Origin of the sequence: Arthrobacter antioxidans (assembly GCF_023100725.1) — a bacterium.
GTDB classification, from domain to species: Bacteria; Actinomycetota; Actinomycetes; order Actinomycetales; family Micrococcaceae; genus Arthrobacter_D; species Arthrobacter_D antioxidans.
In genome coordinates, this window is the sequence record NZ_CP095501.1 from 1,600,477 (window position 1) to 1,618,829 (window position 18,353).

Consider the following 18,353-nt stretch of genomic DNA (forward strand, 5'->3'; position numbering starts at 1 on the left):
CGCGCATCGTGGAGTACGCAGCAGCGCCGGACGCGGCGCCTCCGCCGGGCGCCATGCTCACCGCGACCCGCTCGTGGAAGCAGGGCACCTGGCGCACGCCCTCCCGGGCTCTGCTCCCGGCCGCCCTGGTGTCCCTCGCGGGCTTCGTGCTGCTCGTCCTCCACCAGTCCCTGGCCGGCTACGGGCTGCTGGCTGCGGCGCTCGCCGTGGCCGCCGTCGTCGACCGCGCCCTGTTCCGGGACCTGGCGCTCATCGCCTTCGGTCTCACGGTGATGACCCTCGTGCCCATCACCACCGACATCAGCGTGGAGCACATGGCGGTCATGGGATCGGCGATGATCCTCGCCGTCGGCGTGCCCTACACCGTCTCGCGCTTCGTGTACCGCGACCACGCGGTCACCTTCCCCCTGCTGACCGGCGAGCCCTGGACCCGCACCGAGAAGTGGTACCTGCCCGTCGTCGTCGTCATGGGCTATGCCCTGCTGCCCTTCTACATGATCAGCACCGGGGTCTACACGAACTGGCCGGCGGCGTCGGAACCGGCGGAGATCGCCCGCCTGTTCGTCGGCACCAACGGCCTGGGGATCTGGGACGAACTGTTCTTCATCTGCACGGTCTTCGCGCTCCTGCGCCGGCACCTGCCCATGGTGCAGGCCAACGTGCTGCAGGCGGTCCTGTTCACCTCGTTCCTGTGGGAGCTGGGCTTCAGGGCGTGGGCGCCGCTGTTCATCCTCCCGTTCGCGCTCCTGCAGGCCTTCATCTTCACGCGGACGCGGTCACTGTCCTACATCATCTGCGTGCACCTCCTCTTCGACTTCGTGCTGTTCCTCGTCCTCCTCCACGCGCACAACCGGGCGTGGTTCGACCTCTTCATCTACTAGTGCCCGGGCCGGGGTGGTCACGGCCGGCGGTGACGGGTCCGCCTAGGATGCGGGGTCTTCGAGTGGACGTGCGCACCGGAAGCCGATATGCGAGGTCGCCGTGTCCTCGGTCTGCGGGGAGCGGGCGGCCGGGCGGTAGCGGAGGCAGTACTCCGGAGCGCACAGGTGCGAGCCTCCCTTGAGGACGCGGCGGGGGATGCCGGACCCGGGCTCAGCGCTCTCGGCGGCCCTGTCCCGGTGCGGGGTGCAGGCGCATCCGCTGACCTGTCGGTGACTCGCTGATGTGTCGACCGAGTCGTGGCGGGCCGAGTAGTAGGTGCTGGTCCACTCCCACACGTTCCCGATCATGTCGAGGAGCCCGTACCCGTTCGCAGGGAACGTCCCGACCGGGGAGGTCCCCTTCCACCCGTTCGCACCCGTGTGGAGGTAGGGGAATCGTCCCTGCCACGTGTTGGCCATCAGCACGCCGTCCGGCCTGACCTCGTCACCCCACGCATAGGCGAATTCATCGGACAGTCCGCCCCTGGCGGCGAATTCCCACTCGACTTCCTCCGGTAATCGTTTGCCGACCCAGGCCGCATAGGCGCCGGCGTCCGCGAAGGATACCTGCACCACCGGGTGGTCCTCCTTGCCGTCGATGGACGATCCGGGCCCCAGCGGCTGCCGCCAGCACGCGCCCGGGACCCAGCGCCACCACTGTGTCCAGTCACCCAGGTCCACCGGACCGGGTGACGGCGTGAAGACCAACCCGCCCGGGGCCAGGTCCTGGGGTGACAGGCCGGGAAACCCGACCGGGTCCAGCGGCCGCTCGGCCACCGTCACGTACCTCGTTGCCGCGACGAAGACGGCGAAGTCCGCGTTGGTGACGGGACGCTCGTCCAGTTCGAAGGGTGGTACGCGCACCTGGTGCCGGGGCCCCTCGTCGGCGTAGAACTCCTCCGATCCCATCCGGAACTCACCGGCCGGGATGTGCAGCATCGCGGGCGTCACAGGCATGCCGGGCGTCCCCTTCCCCTTCCGCGGGGGCCGGCTGCTCCGTCAGGTGGGGGCCCGACGCTGTCCACCGGCCATGGCGGGACCGATGCTACCCGCTGTCGCACCATCCCTCCAGAGCCCGTCCGGCGCCCACGGCCGATGGGTTCATTCCTTTGGGGTGAGGCGGATGCCGACCGCGCGGGACAGGGTGAGGGAGCAAACCAGCAGAACAACAACCTCGAGGAGTCCCATGTCGATCACGGAGTACAACCCGGGTGACCGGTTCCCGGGCGTCATCGGGCGGACCGTCGAGGAGTCGAAGCCGGCCTGGCCCGCTCCCCGACGGGCTCCTGACGGAGCGCCGAACGTGGTGCTCGTCGTCCTCGACGACGTGGGCTACGGGCAGATCTCCTGCTTCGGCGGACTGGTGGAGACACCGAACATCGACCGCGTCGCGGCGAGCGGCCTGCGGTACGCGAATATGCACACGACCGCACTGTGTTCACCGAGTCGGTCGTGCATCCTGACCGGCCGCAACCATCATTCCAACGGTGTTGCCAGCATCATGGAGCTGGCCACCGGCTTCCCCGGCTACGACGGCAGGATGCCGTTCGAGAACGGCATGCTGCCGGAGATGTTGATCGACCACGGCTACAACACGTTCTGTGTGGGCAAGTGGCATCTGTCGCCGTCCGAGGACAATTCCCCGGCAGGGCCGTTCCACCGGCGGCCTCTCGGGCGTGGATTCGAACGCTACTACGGGTTCCTGGGCGGCGAGACCAACCAGTGGTACCCCGATCTCACCCAGGACAACGCGTCGGTCCAGCAGCCGCGGCTGCCCGAGGACGGCTACCACCTGAGTGAGGATCTCGCGGATCAGGCCATCAGGATGATCCTGGACAGCGAGGCCAACGCACCGGACAAGCCGTTCTTCATGTACTACGCCCCCGGGGCAGGACACGCCCCGCACCACGTGCCGAAGGACTGGGCGGACCGGTACCGCGGCCGGTTCGACGAGGGGTGGGACGCGTACCGGGAAACGGTGTTCGCCCGGCAGAAGGAGATCGGCCTGTTCCCGGCCGACGCCGGACTATCCCCCCGCGACCCCGATGTACCGGAGTGGGACTCGCTGAACGCCGACGAGCGTCGGTTGTACGCACGGATGATGGAGGTCTACGCCGGGTTCGTCTCGCATGCCGACCACCACTTCGGACGCGTGCTGGACACCCTCCAGCAGATCGGTGAACTCGACAACACACTGGTCATGGTCATCTCGGACAACGGCGCCTCGGGCGAAGGCGGTGTGACGGGCTCCTTCAACGAGATGCTGTTCTTCAATCAGGTTCCCGAGAAGTTCGAGGACAACCTTGCCAAGATCGACGAACTGGGCGGCGCCCGGGCCTACAACCACTATCCGTGGGGGTGGACGTGGGCGGGCAACACGCCGTTCCGGCGCTGGAAGCGTGAGACGTACCGTGGTGGGGCGACCGACCCGTTCGTCGTCGCCTGGCCTGCGCGGATCGCGGCACGCGGCGAAGTCCGCAGCCAGTACGCCCACGCCATCGATCTGGTGCCTACGGTTCTCGACGCCCTGAAATTGGAGCCGCCGGCCGCCGTGCGCGGAGTCACCCAGGCACCCATCGAAGGGGTCAGCTTCGCCCAGTCCTTCGACACGGCGGACGCACCGACCGGCCACGCCACGCAGTACTTCGAGATGTTCGGCCACAGGGCGATCCATCACGACGGGTGGCGGGCCGTGTGCCCCTGGCCGGGACCGAGTTATACGGAGGCCGCGGCCGCGGGTCGCCGGATGGGAGAGCCGATCACCCCGGAGGTCCTCGAGCGGCTCGACGCGAGCGGATGGGAGCTCTACGACATCACCGCGGATCCCACCGAGTCGTCCGACCTCGCTGCCGAGCACCCCGACCAGCTGCGGAAGCTGATCGCCCTGTGGTGGGAGGAAGCCGAGAAATACAAGGTCCTGCCCCTGGACGGTTCGCTGCAGGAACGTCTGACGACCGAGCGTCCGCAGACATCGAGGCCACGAACCCGCTTCACCTATCGCCCCCACACCTCCCTGGTCCCGGCTTTCGCGGCTCCGCCGGTCCTCAACCGGCCCCACTCCATCGAGGCCGACGTCGAGATTCCCGTCGACGACACCAGCGGCGTTCTCATCGCCCAGGGTGGAGATGCCGGCGGCTACACCTTCTTCATGGACGGCGGACGCCTGCGGTACGTCTACAACTATGTGGGCCGCGAACAGTTCGAAGTGTCGTCCTCCGCACCGCTCTCTCCAGGACGGCACACCCTCCGCTACGAATTCGAGCCCACGGGCCGGCCCGACTTCACGGTGGGCAAAGGAACACCCGGACGCGCCCAGCTCTACATCGACGGCACCCTGGTCGGGAACGCGGACTTCCCCTACACCACGCCGCTCCTCTTCGAACTCGAAGGACTCAGTTGCGGATACGACTTCGGCGCCCCGGCGACCAAGAACTATCAGCCACCGTTCACCTTCACGGGCACGATCCACTCGGTCACCATCGAGGTGTCCGGCGACCTGATTCGCGACCACGACGCCGACATAGCACGGCTGATGGCGCAGCAGTGAGCCCGAGAACGGCCTCGCTCGGAAAGAAGGGTGTTCATCATGCCGATCTACGAGTACCACTGCCCCCGATGCGACGTGTACGAGATCATCCGCGGCATGGGGGCGGCGCCCGCGGAGGATGCCTGCCCCACCTGCGGGGAGCCGGCCCGGCGGAAGATCAGTGCACCCCACGTCTCCAGGACGGGAACATCGGCCTTCCGGCTGATCGACTCGACCGAACGCAGCGCAGCGGAACCCGGGGTGGTCTCCGGGAGCCTTCCGTCCACCGGCAGAGGGAACTCTGTCTACCCGACGAATCCTCTTCACCGGAAACTGCCGCGCCCCTAGTCCCGGCGCGCGGCGACGATCATCAAAGGAGATGAAATGCCTGACGTCATATTCCCGCTCGATTCGACCAGGAAGTTCGAGGACCAGGAGAAAGTCGGACACAATCGCTGGCACCCCGAGATTCCCCCGGTGGCCACCGTGAAGCCCGGGGACTCCTTCAGGGTCCACTGTCGGGAATGGTTCGACGGCGCCATCGTCAACGACGATTCCGCCGACGACATCCTGAATGCTCCGCTCCTCACGGTCCACAAACTCAGTGGCCCCTTCGCCGTGGAAGGAGTGAAGCCGGGGGACCTCCTCGTCGTCGACATCCTGGATGTCGGCCCGATCCCCCAGGAGGATTCGGGTCCGCTCGCCGGGCAGGGGTGGGGGTACACCGGCATCTTCTCGCGGAACAACGGCGGCGGGTTCCTGACCGACCAGTTCCCCGACGCCTACAAGGCCATCTGGGACTTCAGCGGGCAGGTGGCGACCTCGCGCCATGTGCCGGAGGTGTCCTACGTGGGTCTCATCCACCCGGGCCTGATGGGCACGGCGCCGTCCGCCGGCCTGCTGGCGACGTGGAACAAGCGGGAGGGGGACCTGATTGCCACGGACCCGCACCGCGTCCCCCCGCTCGCCCTGCCGCCCGAGGCGGAGCACGCCCTGCTCGGGGGCCTGCCGGCGTCGGAGTTCGACCGCGTGGCCGGGGAGGCGGCCCGCACGGCGCCGCCCCGGGAGAACGGCGGCAACCAGGACATCAAGAACCTGTCGAAGGGCTCCCGGATCTTCTACCCCGTGTTCGTGGACGGGGCGAACCTGTCCCTGGGCGATCTCCACTTCTCGCAGGGCGACGGCGAGATCACGTTCTGCGGTGCGATCGAGATGGGCGGCTTCATCGACCTCCGGGTCGACGTCATCAGGGGCGGCATGGACACCTACGGCGTGAGCGAGAATGCCATCTTCATGCCCGGCATCGTCGAGCCCCGGTACAGCGAATGGATCGCGTTCTCCGGCACCTCCGTGACCCTCGACGGCACGCAGCACTACCTCGACTCGCACCTGTCCTACCAGCGGGCCTGCCTGCACGCGATCGACTACCTGACGAAGTTCGGCTACAGCCCGGAGCAGGCCTACCTGCTGCTGGGCTCGGCGCCGATCGAGGGCAGGCTCTCGGGCGTGGTGGACATTCCCAACTCCTGCTCCACCGTCTACATCCCCACGGCGATCTTCGACTTCGACGTCCGCCCCTCCGCGGCCGGCCCACACAGGATCGACCCCGGCATGGGTGCGCCGAGGTCGAGCAACACCTAGGCCCATCAGATCCCGCCTGCGCCGGTGGGGCCGATCGGATCGGGCCCACCGGCGCAGCCGTGCCCTCCAGATCCAGGCATGCCATCCGTTCGACCCTTGACGTGGAGGCACCACGGCGGTTAACTAGTCAAGTAACTAACCAGTTGACCCGGAGGCCGCGGTGATCGAGGAAGGCAAGCCCCTGTTCGTGCAGATCGCCGAGCAGGTCGAGGACTCGATCGTGGACGGGAGCATCGCCGAGGAGGCGCAGGCTCCTTCGACGAACGAACTCGCCGCCTTCTACCGCATCAATCCGGCGACCGCGGCGAAGGGGGTGAACATGCTCGTCGACAAGGGAGTGCTCTACAAGCGTCGGGGGATCGGCATGTTCGTCGCCGCCGGCGCACGCGAGCTGCTGCTCAGCGAGCGGCGCAGCGACTTCGCCCTCCGCTATGTGCAGCCCCTGCTTGCCGAGGCCCGCAGGATCGGGCTCGAACCGGACGACGTCGCCAGCCTCGTCCGTGCCGGTGCTGCACCGGCAACACCCTAGGACCTGTCGGATCGAAGGACATCATGGACCCTGTCATCGAGGTCACGAACCTCACGAAACGCTACAAGGACGTACTGGCCCTCGACGACGTCGGCTTCGACATCCAGCGGGACACCATCTACGGCTTCCTGGGACGCAACGGAGCCGGCAAGACGACGGCGATGTCGATCCTCACGGCGCAGAACCTCCCGACGAGCGGGCGGGTGCGCGTCTTCGGTGAGGACCCCTACGAGAACGCGCGCGTGCTCAGCCGCATGTGCTTCGTGCGCGAGAGCCAGAAGTATCCCGACGATGCGACGCCGCGCCATGCGTTCACCTCCGCCCGCCTGTTCTTCCCCCGGTGGGACCAGGGTCTCGCCGACGAGCTCGTGGACGAGTTCCAGCTGCCGCTCAAGCGCACGATCAAGAAGCTCTCGCGCGGGCAGCTCTCGGCCGTCGGCGTCATCATCGGTCTCGCGTCCCGCGCGGAGATCACCTTCTTCGACGAGCCGTATCTCGGCCTGGACGCCGTTGCCCGCCAGATCTTCTACGACCGCCTCCTGACCGACTACGCGGAGCATCCGCGGACGGTGCTCCTCTCCAGCCACCTCATCGACGAGGTCTCGAACCTCATCGAGCGCGTGCTCGTGATCGACGCTGGGCGCATCATCATGGACCGGTCCACGGAGGACGCCCGCGCAGAGGCGACCAACGTCGTCGGCGACTCCGCCATCGTGGAGCGGGCCCTGCACGGCCACGAGGTCATCCACCGCGAGAGCCTCGGCCGCGTGGCATCCGTGACGATCCTCGGTCGTCTCGACGACGGCGAGCGGGCGGCGCTCGCCGCGAGCGGACTCGATCTCGCGCCCGTCTCCCTGCAGCAGCTCATCGTGCGCCTCACCCAGCAGAAGACGCCCGGCCCCGGAGCGCTCGCCGAGGCCACCCAGGAAGGAAGCCTCCGATGACCACCCTCGAGTCCGGTGCCGCGACACGCCCTCCCGCCGTGCGCAACCGCACGCGCAACGTGGTGCGCCTGCAGTTCGTCAATACACAGACGTTCCTCTGGGTACCGGCCCTCGTGCTGGGCGGCGCCTGGGTCCTCACGATGCTCATCTACTGGATCCTCCAGAACGCAGGGGTCAGCGGGGTGAAGACCGGTGGGGGCTCACAGGCCCCACTGTGGTACTTCCTGTGGGTCGGCATCCAGGCCATGACCATGACGTTCCCCTTCTCGCAGTCGATGAGCCTGACGCGCCGGGAGTTCTACCTCGGCTCCCTCGCCGCCGCGGCCGTGAGCGGCGTCGGGATGGCCTGCGCGTTCGTGCTGCTCGGTCTTCTCGAGCAGGCGACGGACGGCTACGGCATGAACGGCTACTTCGCCTACCTCGCGTGGGTGTGGGAGGCCGGACCGCTCGCGGCGGGCCTGACGTACTTCGTCCTCACGATGCTGTTCTTCATCATCGGTTTCTGGTTCGCCACGATCTACAAGAGGTACGGCACGATGGTGCTCACCATCGTCATGATCGGCCTCGGCCTCGTGTTCGTAGGCCTCATCGCGCTCGCGACGTGGCAGCAGGCCTGGCCGACGGTGGGGCAGTGGGTCCTCGACGCCGGTTCGCTGGGACTGACGCTGTGGGCGATCGCCCTGGGTGCGCTGCTGGCGGTCGGTTCCTACCTCACGCTGCGCAGGATGCCGGCCTGATGAGCACGCCCTCCGACGCTGCCGCCTTCATCGACGACGCCCTCCAGTACGAGAGCTCCTGGGAGCGCGCCGAGGACTACGAGCGGCGCTTGGGGACGCGCCTCGAGTACTACGGGGCCTCCATCGGCGCGATCCGCGGGACCGTCCGCAATGCGGAACGCCGGTACCCGGAGCTGGGGCACGACGACGTCACCGCCCTCGCCTCCGACCTCTGGTCCCGTCCCGTGTTCGAACGCCGCCTGGCGGCCGTGGTGCTGCTGCAGTCGGCGGGCCGGCTGCTGCGCCACTCCGACCTCACCCGCATCGAGGGCTTCCTCCGCTCGGCGCACCTGCCCGAACTGGCGGATCCGCTCGCGGTGGACGTGGTGGGGCCGCTGCTCCTGCGGCTGCGCGGCCAGGATGCCCTCCGGGCGGCGTCCGTCCTGGACCGGTGGGCGGCCGGCGAGGACGCCGCGCTGCGCCGGGCGGCGGTCCTGGCCCACCTGCCGGCCTTCCGGGCGGGGCAGGGCGACGACGCCTCGTTCCGTCGGACGGTCCGCCTCGTCTCGGGCGCCGGGCAGGGACGCATGCCCGCGGTCGAGGAGGCCGTCGACCTGGTGCGGGGCAGCGGCGCGGCCTGAAGGGGCCGCAGGGCGCTAGCGGATGTCGATGGTCCGGACGATCTTGCCCCGGAGCGCCGGCATGAGGTGGTGGACGCCCATCAGTCCGAGCCCGTACCGGCGGACGCGCCGCATCGACGTCGCCACCCGCAGCTGCGGGTCGATGTGCACGGCGCCGAGGCCGAGGCGGCGCGAGATCCTGACGGAGAAGTCGATGTCCTCGTCGCGCTCGTCGATCGACGTCCGCGCGATCCCGCCGCTCGCCAGGTAGGCCGCGGAACGCACCGCCATGTTGTGTCCGGCGACGAAGCGCAGGTAGGCGGGGTCAAGGTGCTGCACAGCCATCATGACCCGCAGCGTCGCCATCGCACCGGGCATGAGGAGGTCATCCCCCCACCGGAAGTGCCCGTCCCGCAGCGGGACGCTCGTGCCGCCGATCAGCTGCACCTCCGGGTACTGCGTGAACAGGGCGCGGATGCGGCTGGTCCAGTCCGCCTCGGGCTCGCTGTCGCCGTCGGTGCGGGCCACGAGCGTGAAGCCGTCCGCGATGGCCGCGCGGAACCCGGTATCGCACGCCGCGCCCGTGCCCTTCTGCCGCTCCACCAGGAGCCGGACGTCGAGGCCGGGCTGGGCGGCCGCGTAGCCTTCGACGCGCTGCACGGTGTCATCGGTGGAGCCGTTGTCCACGACGTAGATGCGCAGGTCCGCGGCGTCGCGCTGCCCGCGGAGGGCGTCGAGTGTGCGGGCGATGCCGGGTTCGTTGAACACCGGGACGACGACGGCGAGGCGGTGGGTCACGAAAGGGTCCTTCGGGGAAGCGGGGGTGTCGTCGGTCATGGCGTCATGGGGCGTCGAGGTCGGATGCGGCGAACGTGTCGCGGGACGGCAGGCTGATGAGGTTCTGGATGTGGTGGCCGGACTCATGGGCCACGCCGCCGCCGATGGCCGCGCCCCGTCCTCGCCCCCGCCGGTCGCTGACCCGCGAGGGGTCGCGTCGGACGTTGTCGATGAAGCTCATGATCCAACCATAAGCCGACTTAGCGTTGACGGGGGTCGCGGCCCGCCGGTGGACGCTAGGGGAGCGGCGCGAGCGCGCGGGTGGGCGGCGTCCGGGCGGCGAGCACGTCCGCGGCGCTCAGCCGCAGTGCCCGGAGATCCTTCTCGAGGACCACCGCTGCGCGCTTGTTGCCGCCGGCGTTCAGATGGACCTTGTCGGCGAGGAAGGCCGCGAGGTCGTGGGTCGTCAGCCAGTCACCCGCCGAGACGAAGGGAATGCCTCGTTTCTCCGCCAGACCGCCCAGCAGGGTGTCCACCTCGTGGCGCCGGCCGCCGCCGTCCTCGGCGCTGCGGCTGAGGGTGCCGACCATGACGAGGCGTGATGACGGATAGATGCGCTGGAGACCGAGGATCAGGGCGTTCGCACTGCCGAGGATGTCGCCGTCGGACGCCCCGAGTGCGGCATCGTTGCCGCCGCCGCCGATGACGACGAGGGCCGGGTCCCCGTGCGGCAGGACCCACCGGTTGCTCGTGAGGGAGTCGTAGTAGTTGGGGACGCGGTCGCGATGGTTCGACGCGACGAATCCTGTGCCGCCCGCTCCCGCGAACCTCACCGAGTAGCCGAGGCTGCGCAGGGCGACCTGCGGCCAGCTCTGCTTCCCGGAGGCCTGGGAGTCGCCGATGAGGACGGCGGTGCGCGGGAGATCCTGCACCACGATCTCCCGCCGGTCCGTGGACGGGTTTTCCACGATGCTGCCGACCGGGAGCGATGGGTCGGGGGTGTCCGCCGCGGCGGGGGGAACGCAGCCGAGGAGGAGGCCCAGTGCCACGACGGCCGACAGGACCGCCGCGCGGGGACCGCCAGTGCTCCCACCCATCGAACCTCACCCTTCTCGCGCCCACCCGCCCCCACAGGCGTTCGCACCAGCCTATCGCCGAGGGGCGCCGGACCTGCGCCCCGGCACGCGGTGAGCCGTCGCCCGTGCCCGGCCTAGTGCAGGGGTGCCGGGGCGTCGTCGGCGGTCTCGGGCCTGCGGACGAAGAACGAGGCGACGACGGCGAGCAGGAAGATGACCGCGCCGTACAGGAAGGCCGCGCGGATGCCCCCGGCGAGCGCGGCGTCGGCCGCGGCGCCGGTCTCCGCGAGCGATGTGCTCCGGAGCGTCATCACCGAGATGAACAGCGCGGTGCCGGCGGCGCCGGCCAGCTGCTGGACGGTGCCGAAGACCGCGCTGCCATGGGAGTACAGCCGCGGCCGCACCGAGCCCAGGGCCGAGGTGAGGAGCGGCGTGAACATGAGCGCGAGCCCGATGCTGAGCAGCACGTGCGCGCCGAGGACGAGGGGCACGGGCGTTGTCTCGGTCACCTGCGTCATGGCCCAGAAGACGGCGCTCACCAGGAACGCGCCCGGGATCAGGAGGACGCGGGGTCCGCGGCGGTCGTAGATGCGCCCGACGATCGGGCCGAGCAGTCCCATGGCCAGCCCGCCGGGAAGCAGGAGCAGGCCGGACTGGAAGGGACTCAGGCCGAGGACGGACTGGGCGTAGATGGGGATCAGGATGATGGTGCCGAACAGCGCCATCATGCTGACCGCGATCGCGACGATCGAGACGGAGAAGTTCCTCGAGGTGAACACCCGCAGGTCGAGCAGTGCGGCGTCGCGCCGTTGCAGGACGAGCTGGCGGGTGACGAACACCGCGAGGCCGGCCAGGCCGACGACGAGGGGCAGCCAGGCGGGGACAGGGCTGCCGGTGGACGCCTCGCCGAGCTGGCTCAGCCCGTAGATGATGCCGCCGAAGGCGACGGCGGAGAGGACCACCGAGGGGACGTCGATGGAGGATCGCCGCGGCGTGGTCACGTTCTGCATCTTGGCCGAGCCGATGGCCAGGGCCGCGAGCGAGATCGGCAGGACCAGCCAGAACAGCCAGCGCCAGTCGAGCGCGCTGAGGATGGCGCCGGAGATGGTGGGGCCGAGGGCGGGGGCGACGGAGATGACGATCGAGATGTTGCCCATCACCTTGCCCCGGGAGGCCGGCGGTACGAGCGTCATGACCGTGGTCATGAGCAGCGGCATCATGATCGCGGTGCCGCTGGCCTGCACCACGCGTCCCACCACGAGGATCTCGAAGCCGGGAGCCATCGCCGCGATGAACGTGCCCAGGCTGAACAGGCTCATCGCCGCCATGAAGACGGGCCGGGTGTTGAAGCGCTGCAGGAGGAAGCCGGTGATCGGGATGACCACGGCCATGGTGAGCATGAACGCCGTGGTCAGCCACTGGCCGGCGCCCACCGTGATGCCGAGGTCCGTGACCAGGCGCGGGATCGCGACGCCCATGATCGTCTCGTTGAGGATCACCACGAACGCCGAGATGAGCAGGAGCGTGATCACCAGCTTGTCGCGGGCCGGGAGGGCGCCTGCTGCGACGGCAGGGGCGTCCGCCGTCCGGGCGGTCCGGCCGGCGGCGTCCGCGCGCTGCGCGTCCCGGCCGGGATCGGCGTCCGTGACGCGGGACGGGGGGCTCTGGGTCATGGGGAATCCGCTCGGTTCTGTGTGCTGCGCGGCTCTTCGGGGCTTGCGCCGGCCGGGTGCCGTCCTTGTCTGTGGTCATACCGGACCGGAGCCCACGATGGTTGATCCGGTCAATCAACTGAACCACGGCCGGCCGGACTCTATTCCGGCTGGAGAGGCCCCGCTCCGGGAGCCGGCCCGCCGTCGCCTAGCATGGGGCGGGTGAATTCTTTCTACCGCGATCTCGGCAGCGGAAAATTCGAGTCGACCATCCACGCCCAGGGCGCCTGGAACCCGCAGGAGCAGCACATGGCCCCCATCTCGGGCCTGCTCACCCAGTGCCTGCTCGAATGCGAGCCGCGCGAGGGGATGCAGCTCAGCCGCGTGAGCTTCGACATCCTCGGGATGATCCCCGGCGGCGAGTTCCACGTGACCACCGCCGTCGTCCGTCCCGGGCGGACCATCGAACTGGTCGAGGCCCGCATGGAGGCGGCCGGCCGGACGGCGATCATCGCCAGGGCCTGGCGGCTCGGCACGCAGGACACGGCCGACGTCGCCGGCGCCGAGGACCCGCGCATGCCCGGCCCCGACGACGCCGGACCGCACGAGGGCATGACGGCGTGGCCGGGCGGCTTCATCAGATCGCTCGAGGTCCGCGTGGTCCCCGGGCACCGGCCCGGCAGGGGCCAGGTCTGGCTGCGCAATCCCCATGCGATGGTCGAGGGCCGGCAGTCCTCCGACGTCGTCCGGCTCGTGGGGATGATGGACGCCGCGAACGGGATCGCCTCCCGTGTGGCGCCGGGCGGCGACAGCTGGATGTTCCCCAATGTGGACCTGCAGATCCACCTCCACCGCATGCCGCGGGGCGAGTGGCTGGGCCTGGACACCCGCGTGACCTTCGGCGAGCACGGCGTGGGCCTGACCTCCAGCGTGGTGCACGACCTCGACGGACCCTTCGGGCGCGTGGAGCAGATCCTCACGGTCCGCCGGCTCTGACCCGCAGGATCCGACCGTACGAGGACCTGGCACCCCGGAATGCCCCGGCCGGTCCGGGGGGTGCACGGGACACGCAGTCCGCGCCGCCGGGCGGGACGCCGTCGATGAGGAGGAAGCATGCCGAAAGCACTCTGGAAGGACACGGTCGTCGCCCAGTCGGAGGAGACGGTGGTGGTCGAGGGGAACCACTACTTCCCGCCGGGATCCATCGTGCAGGAGTTCTTCCGACCCACCGACACGCAGACCGTCTGCCCCTGGAAGGGGACGGCCGGCTACTACACGCTCACCGTGGACGGACGGCAGAACACGGACGCGGCCTGGACCTACCCGGAACCGAAGGAGGCGGCGGAGAACATCCGCGGTCACTACGCTTTCTGGAAGGGCGTCACGATCAGCGACTGACACCACACGGAAGGGCGCCGTCCTCCCGACGGCGCCCTTCCGTGTGCTGCTGACCGGCACCCCCACCGACGACGGCGCCGACCGGCGCCCTGACGAAGGAGCACCATGCAGTATCGGACACTCGGCAACAGCGGCACCTCGGTCTCGCACCTCGCCCTCGGCACCATGACCTTCGGCGCGGAAGCGGACGAGGCCGGCTCCCACGCCATCCTGTCGGACTACGCCGCCGCGGGCGGCAACCTGATCGACACCGCGGACGTCTACACGGCGGGCGCGTCGGAGGAGATCATCGGGCGGTGGCTCGCGAAGAACCCCGCGGAACGGGACCGGATGGTCCTCGCCTCCAAGGGCCGGTTCCCGATGGGTGAGGACGTCAACGACCTCGGCCTGTCCCGGCGCCACCTCCGCAAGGCCCTCGACGCCTCGCTGACCCGCCTCGGCGTCGACCACATCGACCTCTACCAGGTCCACTCGTGGGATCCGCTGACACCGCTCGAGGAGACCCTCGGTTTCCTGAACGAGGCCGTGGTCCAGGGCAAGATCGGCTACTACGGGTTCTCGAACTACACCGGGTGGCAGCTGACGAAGGCCGTCATGATCGCCCGGCAGCGCGGCTACTCCCTCCCCGTCACCCTGCAGCCGCAGTACTCGCTGCTCGTGCGCGAGATCGAAGCGGAGATCGTGCCGGCCGTGCTCGACGCCGGCATGGGGATGCTCCCCTGGTCACCTCTCGGCGGTGGCTGGCTGACGGGCAAGTACACGCGCGACACCGCGCCGACGGGTGCCACCCGCCTGGGGGAGAACCCGCAGCGCGGCATGGAGGCCTGGGAGCAGCGCAACGCCCAGGAGCGCACGTGGCGGATCATCGACACCGTGACCGGGATCGCCTCCGAGCGCGGCGTCAACGCCTCGCACGTGGCGCTCGCCTGGGTCGCCGCGCAGCCCGGCGTGACGTCCGTGATCCTCGGGGCCAGGACGCAGGAGCAGCTGGCCGACAACCTCGCCTCCGCCGACCTCCAGCTGACGCCGGAGGAGCTCGGCCGCCTGGACGGGGTCAGCGCGCCGACCTTCTCCGACTACCCGTACGGCGTCCCCGGCATCGAGCAGCGCAGCCGGGCGATCGACGGCGGCCGCTAGGCCCGACCGGGCGACGGCGCGGGCCGGGGCGTCGACTGCCTACGATGGACGGATGAGCAATCCGTGGCAGGGCGCACCCGGGCTGGCGCTCGTCCCCGACCCGGTGGGGGACGACGCCGCCGCCGAACTCGACCGGGGGATCGGCCTCCTCCGCGAGGTCGCGGCGGGGGACCGGCCGCCGACCCTGCGCCTCTACCGTCCGAGCCCCACCGTCGCCTTCGGGCAGCGGGATGCCCGGCTCCCGGGGTTCGGGGACGCCGCGGCCGCCGTCGCCCGGCACGGCTTCGCCCCGCTCGTCCGGCGTGCGGGCGGTCGCGCCGCCGCCTACCACCGGGGCTGCCTCGTGGTCGACCACATCGAGCCGGCGCCCGACGCCGTGGCCGGCACCCGGGCGCGCTTCGCTGCGTTCGGTCAGTTCTTCGCGGGGGTGCTCGCCGACGTAGGACTCGACGCCCACGTGGGCGAGGTACCGGGGGAGTACTGCCCGGGTGAGTTCAGCGTGCACGGACGGCGCGGCGGCGTCCCCGTGATCAAGCTCGTCGGGACCGCCCAGCGGGTGGTCGCCGGCGCGTGGCTGTTCTCGTCGGTGATCGTCGTCGAGGACGCGGCGCCCCTGCGGGCGGTCCTGACCGACGCCTACGCCGCCCTGGGGCTCCCGTGGCTGCCGTCCACCGCGGGCGCGGCCGAGGACCTCGCCCCCGGGGTGACCGTCGACGCCGTCGAGCACGCGCTGCTCGCCACATACGCCGGCGTCGTCAGCCTCGACGCTCCCGCGTCCGACACCCGCCCATCCGGCGCCCCCGCGCCTGCGAGCCCTTCGGCGTCCGGCCGGTCCTGAGGCCGGACGCCGAAGGCGTCAGGAGCCGCGCCGGATCCACTCCTGGAGGTGCGGGGCCTCGTCGCCGATCGTGGTGCTGTCCCCGTGCCCGGTCCGGGCGACGGTCTCCGGCGGCAGGGTGAGCAGCTTCGTCCGGATGGATTCCACGATCGTGGGGAAGTCGCTGTAGGAGCGGCCCGTGGCGCCCGGCCCGCCCTGGAACAGCGTGTCGCCGGTGAAGACGGTGCCCGCCTCCTCCAGGTAGTAGCAGACGGAGCCCGGGGAGTGGCCCGGGGTGTGCAGCGCCCGCAGGGTCACGCCGGCCACCTCGATCGTGTCGCCGTCGCCGATCGACCGGTCGGGATTCCGCTCCGGGAACACCATGTCCCACAGCGGGCGATCGGCGCCGTGCAGGTGGACCGGCGCGTGTACGGCGTCGACCAGCTCGGCGACCGCGCGGATGTGGTCGTCGTGCGCGTGGGTGAGGAGGATCGCGCGGACCGTGCGGCCGCCGATCTGCTCCACGATCGCCGCGGCGTCGTGCGGGGCGTCGATGACCACGCACTCGTCGTCGTCACCGACGATCCAGACGTTGTTGTCGACGTCCCAGGTACCGCCGTCGAGCGAGAAGGTGCCCGAGGTGACGAGGTGCTCCACCCGTGCGGCCATCAGAGCTCCACCACCGAGCGGAGCACGGCGCCGCCGTGCATCTTGTCGAACGCCTCTTCCACCTGGTCGAGGCGGACGCGCTCCGTGACGAAGGCGTCCAGGTCGAGGGTGCCCTGCAGGTAGTGGTCGACGAGCATCGGGAAGTCCCGGCTCGGCAGGCAGTCCCCGTACCAGGAGGACTTGAGGGAGCCGCCGCGGCCGAAGACGTCGAGCAGCGGCAGTTCGATGGTCATCTCGGGGTTCGGGACGCCGACGAGCACCACGGTCCCGGCGAGGTCGCGGGCGTAGAACGCCTGCTTGTACGTCTCGGGGCGTCCGACGGCGTCGATCACGACGTCCGCGCCGTTGCCGCCGGTCAGCGCACGGATGCCCTCCACCGGGTCCTCGTCCTTCGAGTTCAGGACGTGCGTGGCGCCGAGGCCCTTCGCGAGCTCGAGCTTCCGGTCGTCGATGTCCACGGCGATGATCGTGGTGGCCCCGGCGAGCTTCGCCCCGGCGACGGCGGCGATGCCCACACCGCCGCAGCCGATGACGGCGACCGAGTCGCCGCGGGAGACGTTGCCCGTGTTGATGGCCGCACCGATGCCGGCCATGACACCGCAGCCGAGCAGGCCGACGGCGGCGGCGTCGGCCGCCGGGTCCACCTTGGTGCACTGGCCGGCGGCCACGAGGGTCTTCTCGGCGAACGCGCCGATGCCGAGGGCCGCCGTGAGCTCGGTGCCGTCCTCCAGGGTCATCTTCTGGGTGGCGTTGTGCGTGTCGAAGCAGTACTGGGGCTCACCACGGCGGCACGCCCGGCACTCGCCGCAGACGGCGCGCCAGTTCAGGATCACGCGGTCGCCCGGGGCGACGGTCGTGACGTCGTCGCCGACGGCGCTCACGACGCCGGTGGCCTCGTGCCCGAGCAGGAACGGGAACTCGTCGTTGATGGCACCCTGCTTGTAGTGCAGGTCCGTGTGGCAGACGCCGCAGGTGAGGATGTCGACGAGCGCCTCGCCGGGCCCGGGATCCGGGACGAGGATGGTCTCGATCGTGGCGGGGGCATCCTTTGCCCGCACCACGACGCCCTGAACTGTGTGCACCATGTGTTGCTGTCCTTCCGCTGGGGGCGGCGGCCGGGTGACCGACCTGCCGCTTCCAGCATATGGGGGACGGCGCGGGTGCGCGGGGGCGGCGGGACCTAGGCGGCGATCCTTGCCTGGACCTCCGCGACCGAGGGGTTCGTGGCGGTGCTGCCGTCGGGGAAGATCACCGTCGGCACGGTCTGGTTGCCGCCGTTCAGGGACGCCACGAGCTCGGCGGTCCCCTCGACCTCCTCGATGTTGATCTCGGTGTAGCCGATGCCCTGCGCGGAGAGCTGGGACTTCAGGCGACGGCAGTACCCGCACCACGTGGTGGAGAACATGGTGATGGATCCTGCTTCTGGCGTGTAGTCCACGGTGCTCCTCGTCTGTGCGCGCGGCGGTCCGCGCGCAGGTGGTGGGCGGTGCGGGCCCGGTGTGGTCCCGCACCCTCGTCAACGCGGAATCGCACCGGGCCATTCCTGCGGGCCGGGTCCTGCCGGCCCCTTGCTGCCGGGGACCGCGCGGGTAGGCTCACGGCATGGCTGAAGCAGAGGAAGAACAGAGCGTGAAGCAGCTGGCCGCGGTCCGCGTGGCCATCAACGAGGTGGACGAGCAGATCGTGTCCCTCATCTCCCGCCGCGAACGGCTGGTCCGGCGGGCCGGGGCCCTCAAGCGGGACGATGCCTCCGTCCGTGCGCCGGCCCGGGTGGAGCAGGTCATCACGAACGTCCGCGGCTACGCGTCGAAGCAGGGTGTGGACCCGGCCGTCGTCGAGCAGACCTACCGTGCCATGATCGAGGCCTTCATCGAGTACGAGCTGCGGGTACGGCGGGAGCCGTAGCGCACGCCGGGATGACGCCCCGGCGT

At 70.1% G+C, this 18,353-nt stretch carries 21 protein-coding genes; 13 read left to right on the top strand and 8 right to left on the bottom strand.

The genetic code is table 11. The annotated features are described in order from the left end of the window. Positions 1–53: 53 nt before the first annotated feature. On the top strand, positions 54–881 hold the full coding sequence (locus MWM45_RS07325; RefSeq protein ID WP_247829171.1) for a CPBP family intramembrane glutamic endopeptidase: 828 nt from the start codon (positions 54–56) through the stop codon (positions 879–881). Between the two features lie 42 nt (positions 882–923). On the opposite strand, the gene MWM45_RS07330 is transcribed toward MWM45_RS07325, so the two are convergent. Beyond that, entirely contained in the window at positions 924–1,877 is a 954-nt protein-coding gene (locus MWM45_RS07330; RefSeq protein WP_247828879.1) for a formylglycine-generating enzyme family protein, read from the bottom strand. A 229-nt stretch (positions 1,878–2,106) separates the two neighbouring features. On the opposite strand from MWM45_RS07330, the gene MWM45_RS07335 reads away from it, so the two are divergent. The 7 genes from MWM45_RS07335 (at position 2,107) to MWM45_RS07365 (ending at position 8,917) form a co-directional block, all read left to right on the top strand. Next, positions 2,107–4,467, top strand: coding sequence for a sulfatase-like hydrolase/transferase (locus MWM45_RS07335; RefSeq protein ID WP_247828880.1), 2,361 nt, complete (start codon positions 2,107–2,109; stop codon positions 4,465–4,467). 96 nt (positions 4,468–4,563) lie between these two features. Further along, positions 4,564–4,794, top strand: coding sequence for an FmdB family zinc ribbon protein (locus MWM45_RS07340; RefSeq protein WP_247829172.1), 231 nt, complete (start codon positions 4,564–4,566; stop codon positions 4,792–4,794). 36 nt (positions 4,795–4,830) lie between these two features. Beyond that, positions 4,831–6,087, top strand: coding sequence for a formamidase (gene fmdA / locus MWM45_RS07345; RefSeq protein ID WP_247828881.1), 1,257 nt, complete (start codon positions 4,831–4,833; stop codon positions 6,085–6,087). Positions 6,088–6,247: 160 nt separating this feature from the next. Then, complete coding sequence (locus tag MWM45_RS07350; protein WP_247828882.1) at positions 6,248–6,616, top strand: GntR family transcriptional regulator; 369 nt, start codon at positions 6,248–6,250, stop codon at positions 6,614–6,616. A 23-nt stretch (positions 6,617–6,639) separates the two neighbouring features. After that, positions 6,640–7,560 (top strand): ABC transporter ATP-binding protein, encoded by a 921-nt coding sequence (locus MWM45_RS07355; protein WP_247828883.1) that lies wholly within the window; start codon positions 6,640–6,642, stop codon positions 7,558–7,560. Then, entirely contained in the window at positions 7,557–8,297 is a 741-nt protein-coding gene (locus MWM45_RS07360; protein WP_247828884.1) for a hypothetical protein, read from the top strand. Before MWM45_RS07355 ends, MWM45_RS07360 begins: the two co-directional genes overlap by 4 nt. Beyond that, positions 8,297–8,917: a DNA alkylation repair protein gene (locus tag MWM45_RS07365; RefSeq protein WP_247828885.1), complete on the top strand. Its 621-nt coding sequence runs from the start codon at positions 8,297–8,299 to the stop codon at positions 8,915–8,917. Before MWM45_RS07360 ends, MWM45_RS07365 begins: the two co-directional genes overlap by 1 nt. A gap of 15 nt (positions 8,918–8,932) precedes the next feature. On the opposite strand, the gene MWM45_RS07370 is transcribed toward MWM45_RS07365, so the two are convergent. From MWM45_RS07370 to MWM45_RS07385, 4 genes are all read right to left on the bottom strand, one after another. Then, positions 8,933–9,694, bottom strand: a complete 762-nt coding sequence (locus MWM45_RS07370; protein WP_247828886.1) for a glycosyltransferase family 2 protein — start codon at positions 9,692–9,694, stop codon at positions 8,933–8,935. Between the two features lie 43 nt (positions 9,695–9,737). After that, a complete protein-coding gene (locus MWM45_RS07375) occupies positions 9,738–9,914 on the bottom strand; it encodes a neutral zinc metallopeptidase (protein ID WP_247828887.1) in 177 nt (58 codons plus the stop codon). 55 nt (positions 9,915–9,969) lie between these two features. Further along, a complete protein-coding gene (locus MWM45_RS07380) occupies positions 9,970–10,770 on the bottom strand; it encodes an SGNH/GDSL hydrolase family protein (RefSeq protein ID WP_247828888.1) in 801 nt (266 codons plus the stop codon). A 113-nt stretch (positions 10,771–10,883) separates the two neighbouring features. Next, positions 10,884–12,422, bottom strand: coding sequence for an MDR family MFS transporter (locus MWM45_RS07385; protein ID WP_247828889.1), 1,539 nt, complete (start codon positions 12,420–12,422; stop codon positions 10,884–10,886). A 192-nt stretch (positions 12,423–12,614) separates the two neighbouring features. Here MWM45_RS07385 and MWM45_RS07390 point away from each other — a divergent pair, with 192 nt between their 5' ends. The 4 genes from MWM45_RS07390 to MWM45_RS07405 all read left to right on the top strand — a co-directional run bounded on the left by MWM45_RS07390 (position 12,615) and on the right by MWM45_RS07405 (position 15,774). After that, on the top strand, positions 12,615–13,397 hold the full coding sequence (locus tag MWM45_RS07390; RefSeq protein ID WP_418909747.1) for a thioesterase family protein: 783 nt from the start codon (positions 12,615–12,617) through the stop codon (positions 13,395–13,397). A gap of 117 nt (positions 13,398–13,514) precedes the next feature. Further along, on the top strand, positions 13,515–13,799 hold the full coding sequence (locus tag MWM45_RS07395) for a DUF427 domain-containing protein (protein WP_247828891.1): 285 nt from the start codon (positions 13,515–13,517) through the stop codon (positions 13,797–13,799). A gap of 105 nt (positions 13,800–13,904) precedes the next feature. After that, a complete protein-coding gene (locus tag MWM45_RS07400; protein WP_247828892.1) occupies positions 13,905–14,936 on the top strand; it encodes an aldo/keto reductase in 1,032 nt (343 codons plus the stop codon). A 52-nt stretch (positions 14,937–14,988) separates the two neighbouring features. Further along, complete coding sequence (locus MWM45_RS07405; protein ID WP_247828893.1) at positions 14,989–15,774, top strand: lipoate--protein ligase family protein; 786 nt, start codon at positions 14,989–14,991, stop codon at positions 15,772–15,774. An 18-nt stretch (positions 15,775–15,792) separates the two neighbouring features. Here MWM45_RS07405 and MWM45_RS07410 read toward each other — a convergent pair whose 3' ends face one another. The 3 genes from MWM45_RS07410 to MWM45_RS07420 form a co-directional block, all read right to left on the bottom strand. After that, the gene (locus MWM45_RS07410) at positions 15,793–16,422 is read right to left on the bottom strand and encodes an MBL fold metallo-hydrolase (protein ID WP_247828894.1); all 630 of its coding nucleotides are present in this window, start codon (positions 16,420–16,422) and stop codon (positions 15,793–15,795) included. After that, complete coding sequence (locus MWM45_RS07415) at positions 16,422–17,507, bottom strand: S-(hydroxymethyl)mycothiol dehydrogenase (protein ID WP_247828895.1); 1,086 nt, start codon at positions 17,505–17,507, stop codon at positions 16,422–16,424. The genes MWM45_RS07410 and MWM45_RS07415 overlap by 1 nt, the downstream gene beginning before the upstream one ends. A gap of 95 nt (positions 17,508–17,602) precedes the next feature. Then, on the bottom strand, positions 17,603–17,860 hold the full coding sequence (locus tag MWM45_RS07420) for a mycoredoxin (RefSeq protein WP_272496062.1): 258 nt from the start codon (positions 17,858–17,860) through the stop codon (positions 17,603–17,605). A 164-nt stretch (positions 17,861–18,024) separates the two neighbouring features. On the opposite strand from MWM45_RS07420, the gene MWM45_RS07425 reads away from it, so the two are divergent. Continuing rightward, positions 18,025–18,327, top strand: a complete 303-nt coding sequence (locus tag MWM45_RS07425; RefSeq protein ID WP_043445049.1) for a chorismate mutase — start codon at positions 18,025–18,027, stop codon at positions 18,325–18,327. Positions 18,328–18,353 lie beyond the last annotated feature (26 nt).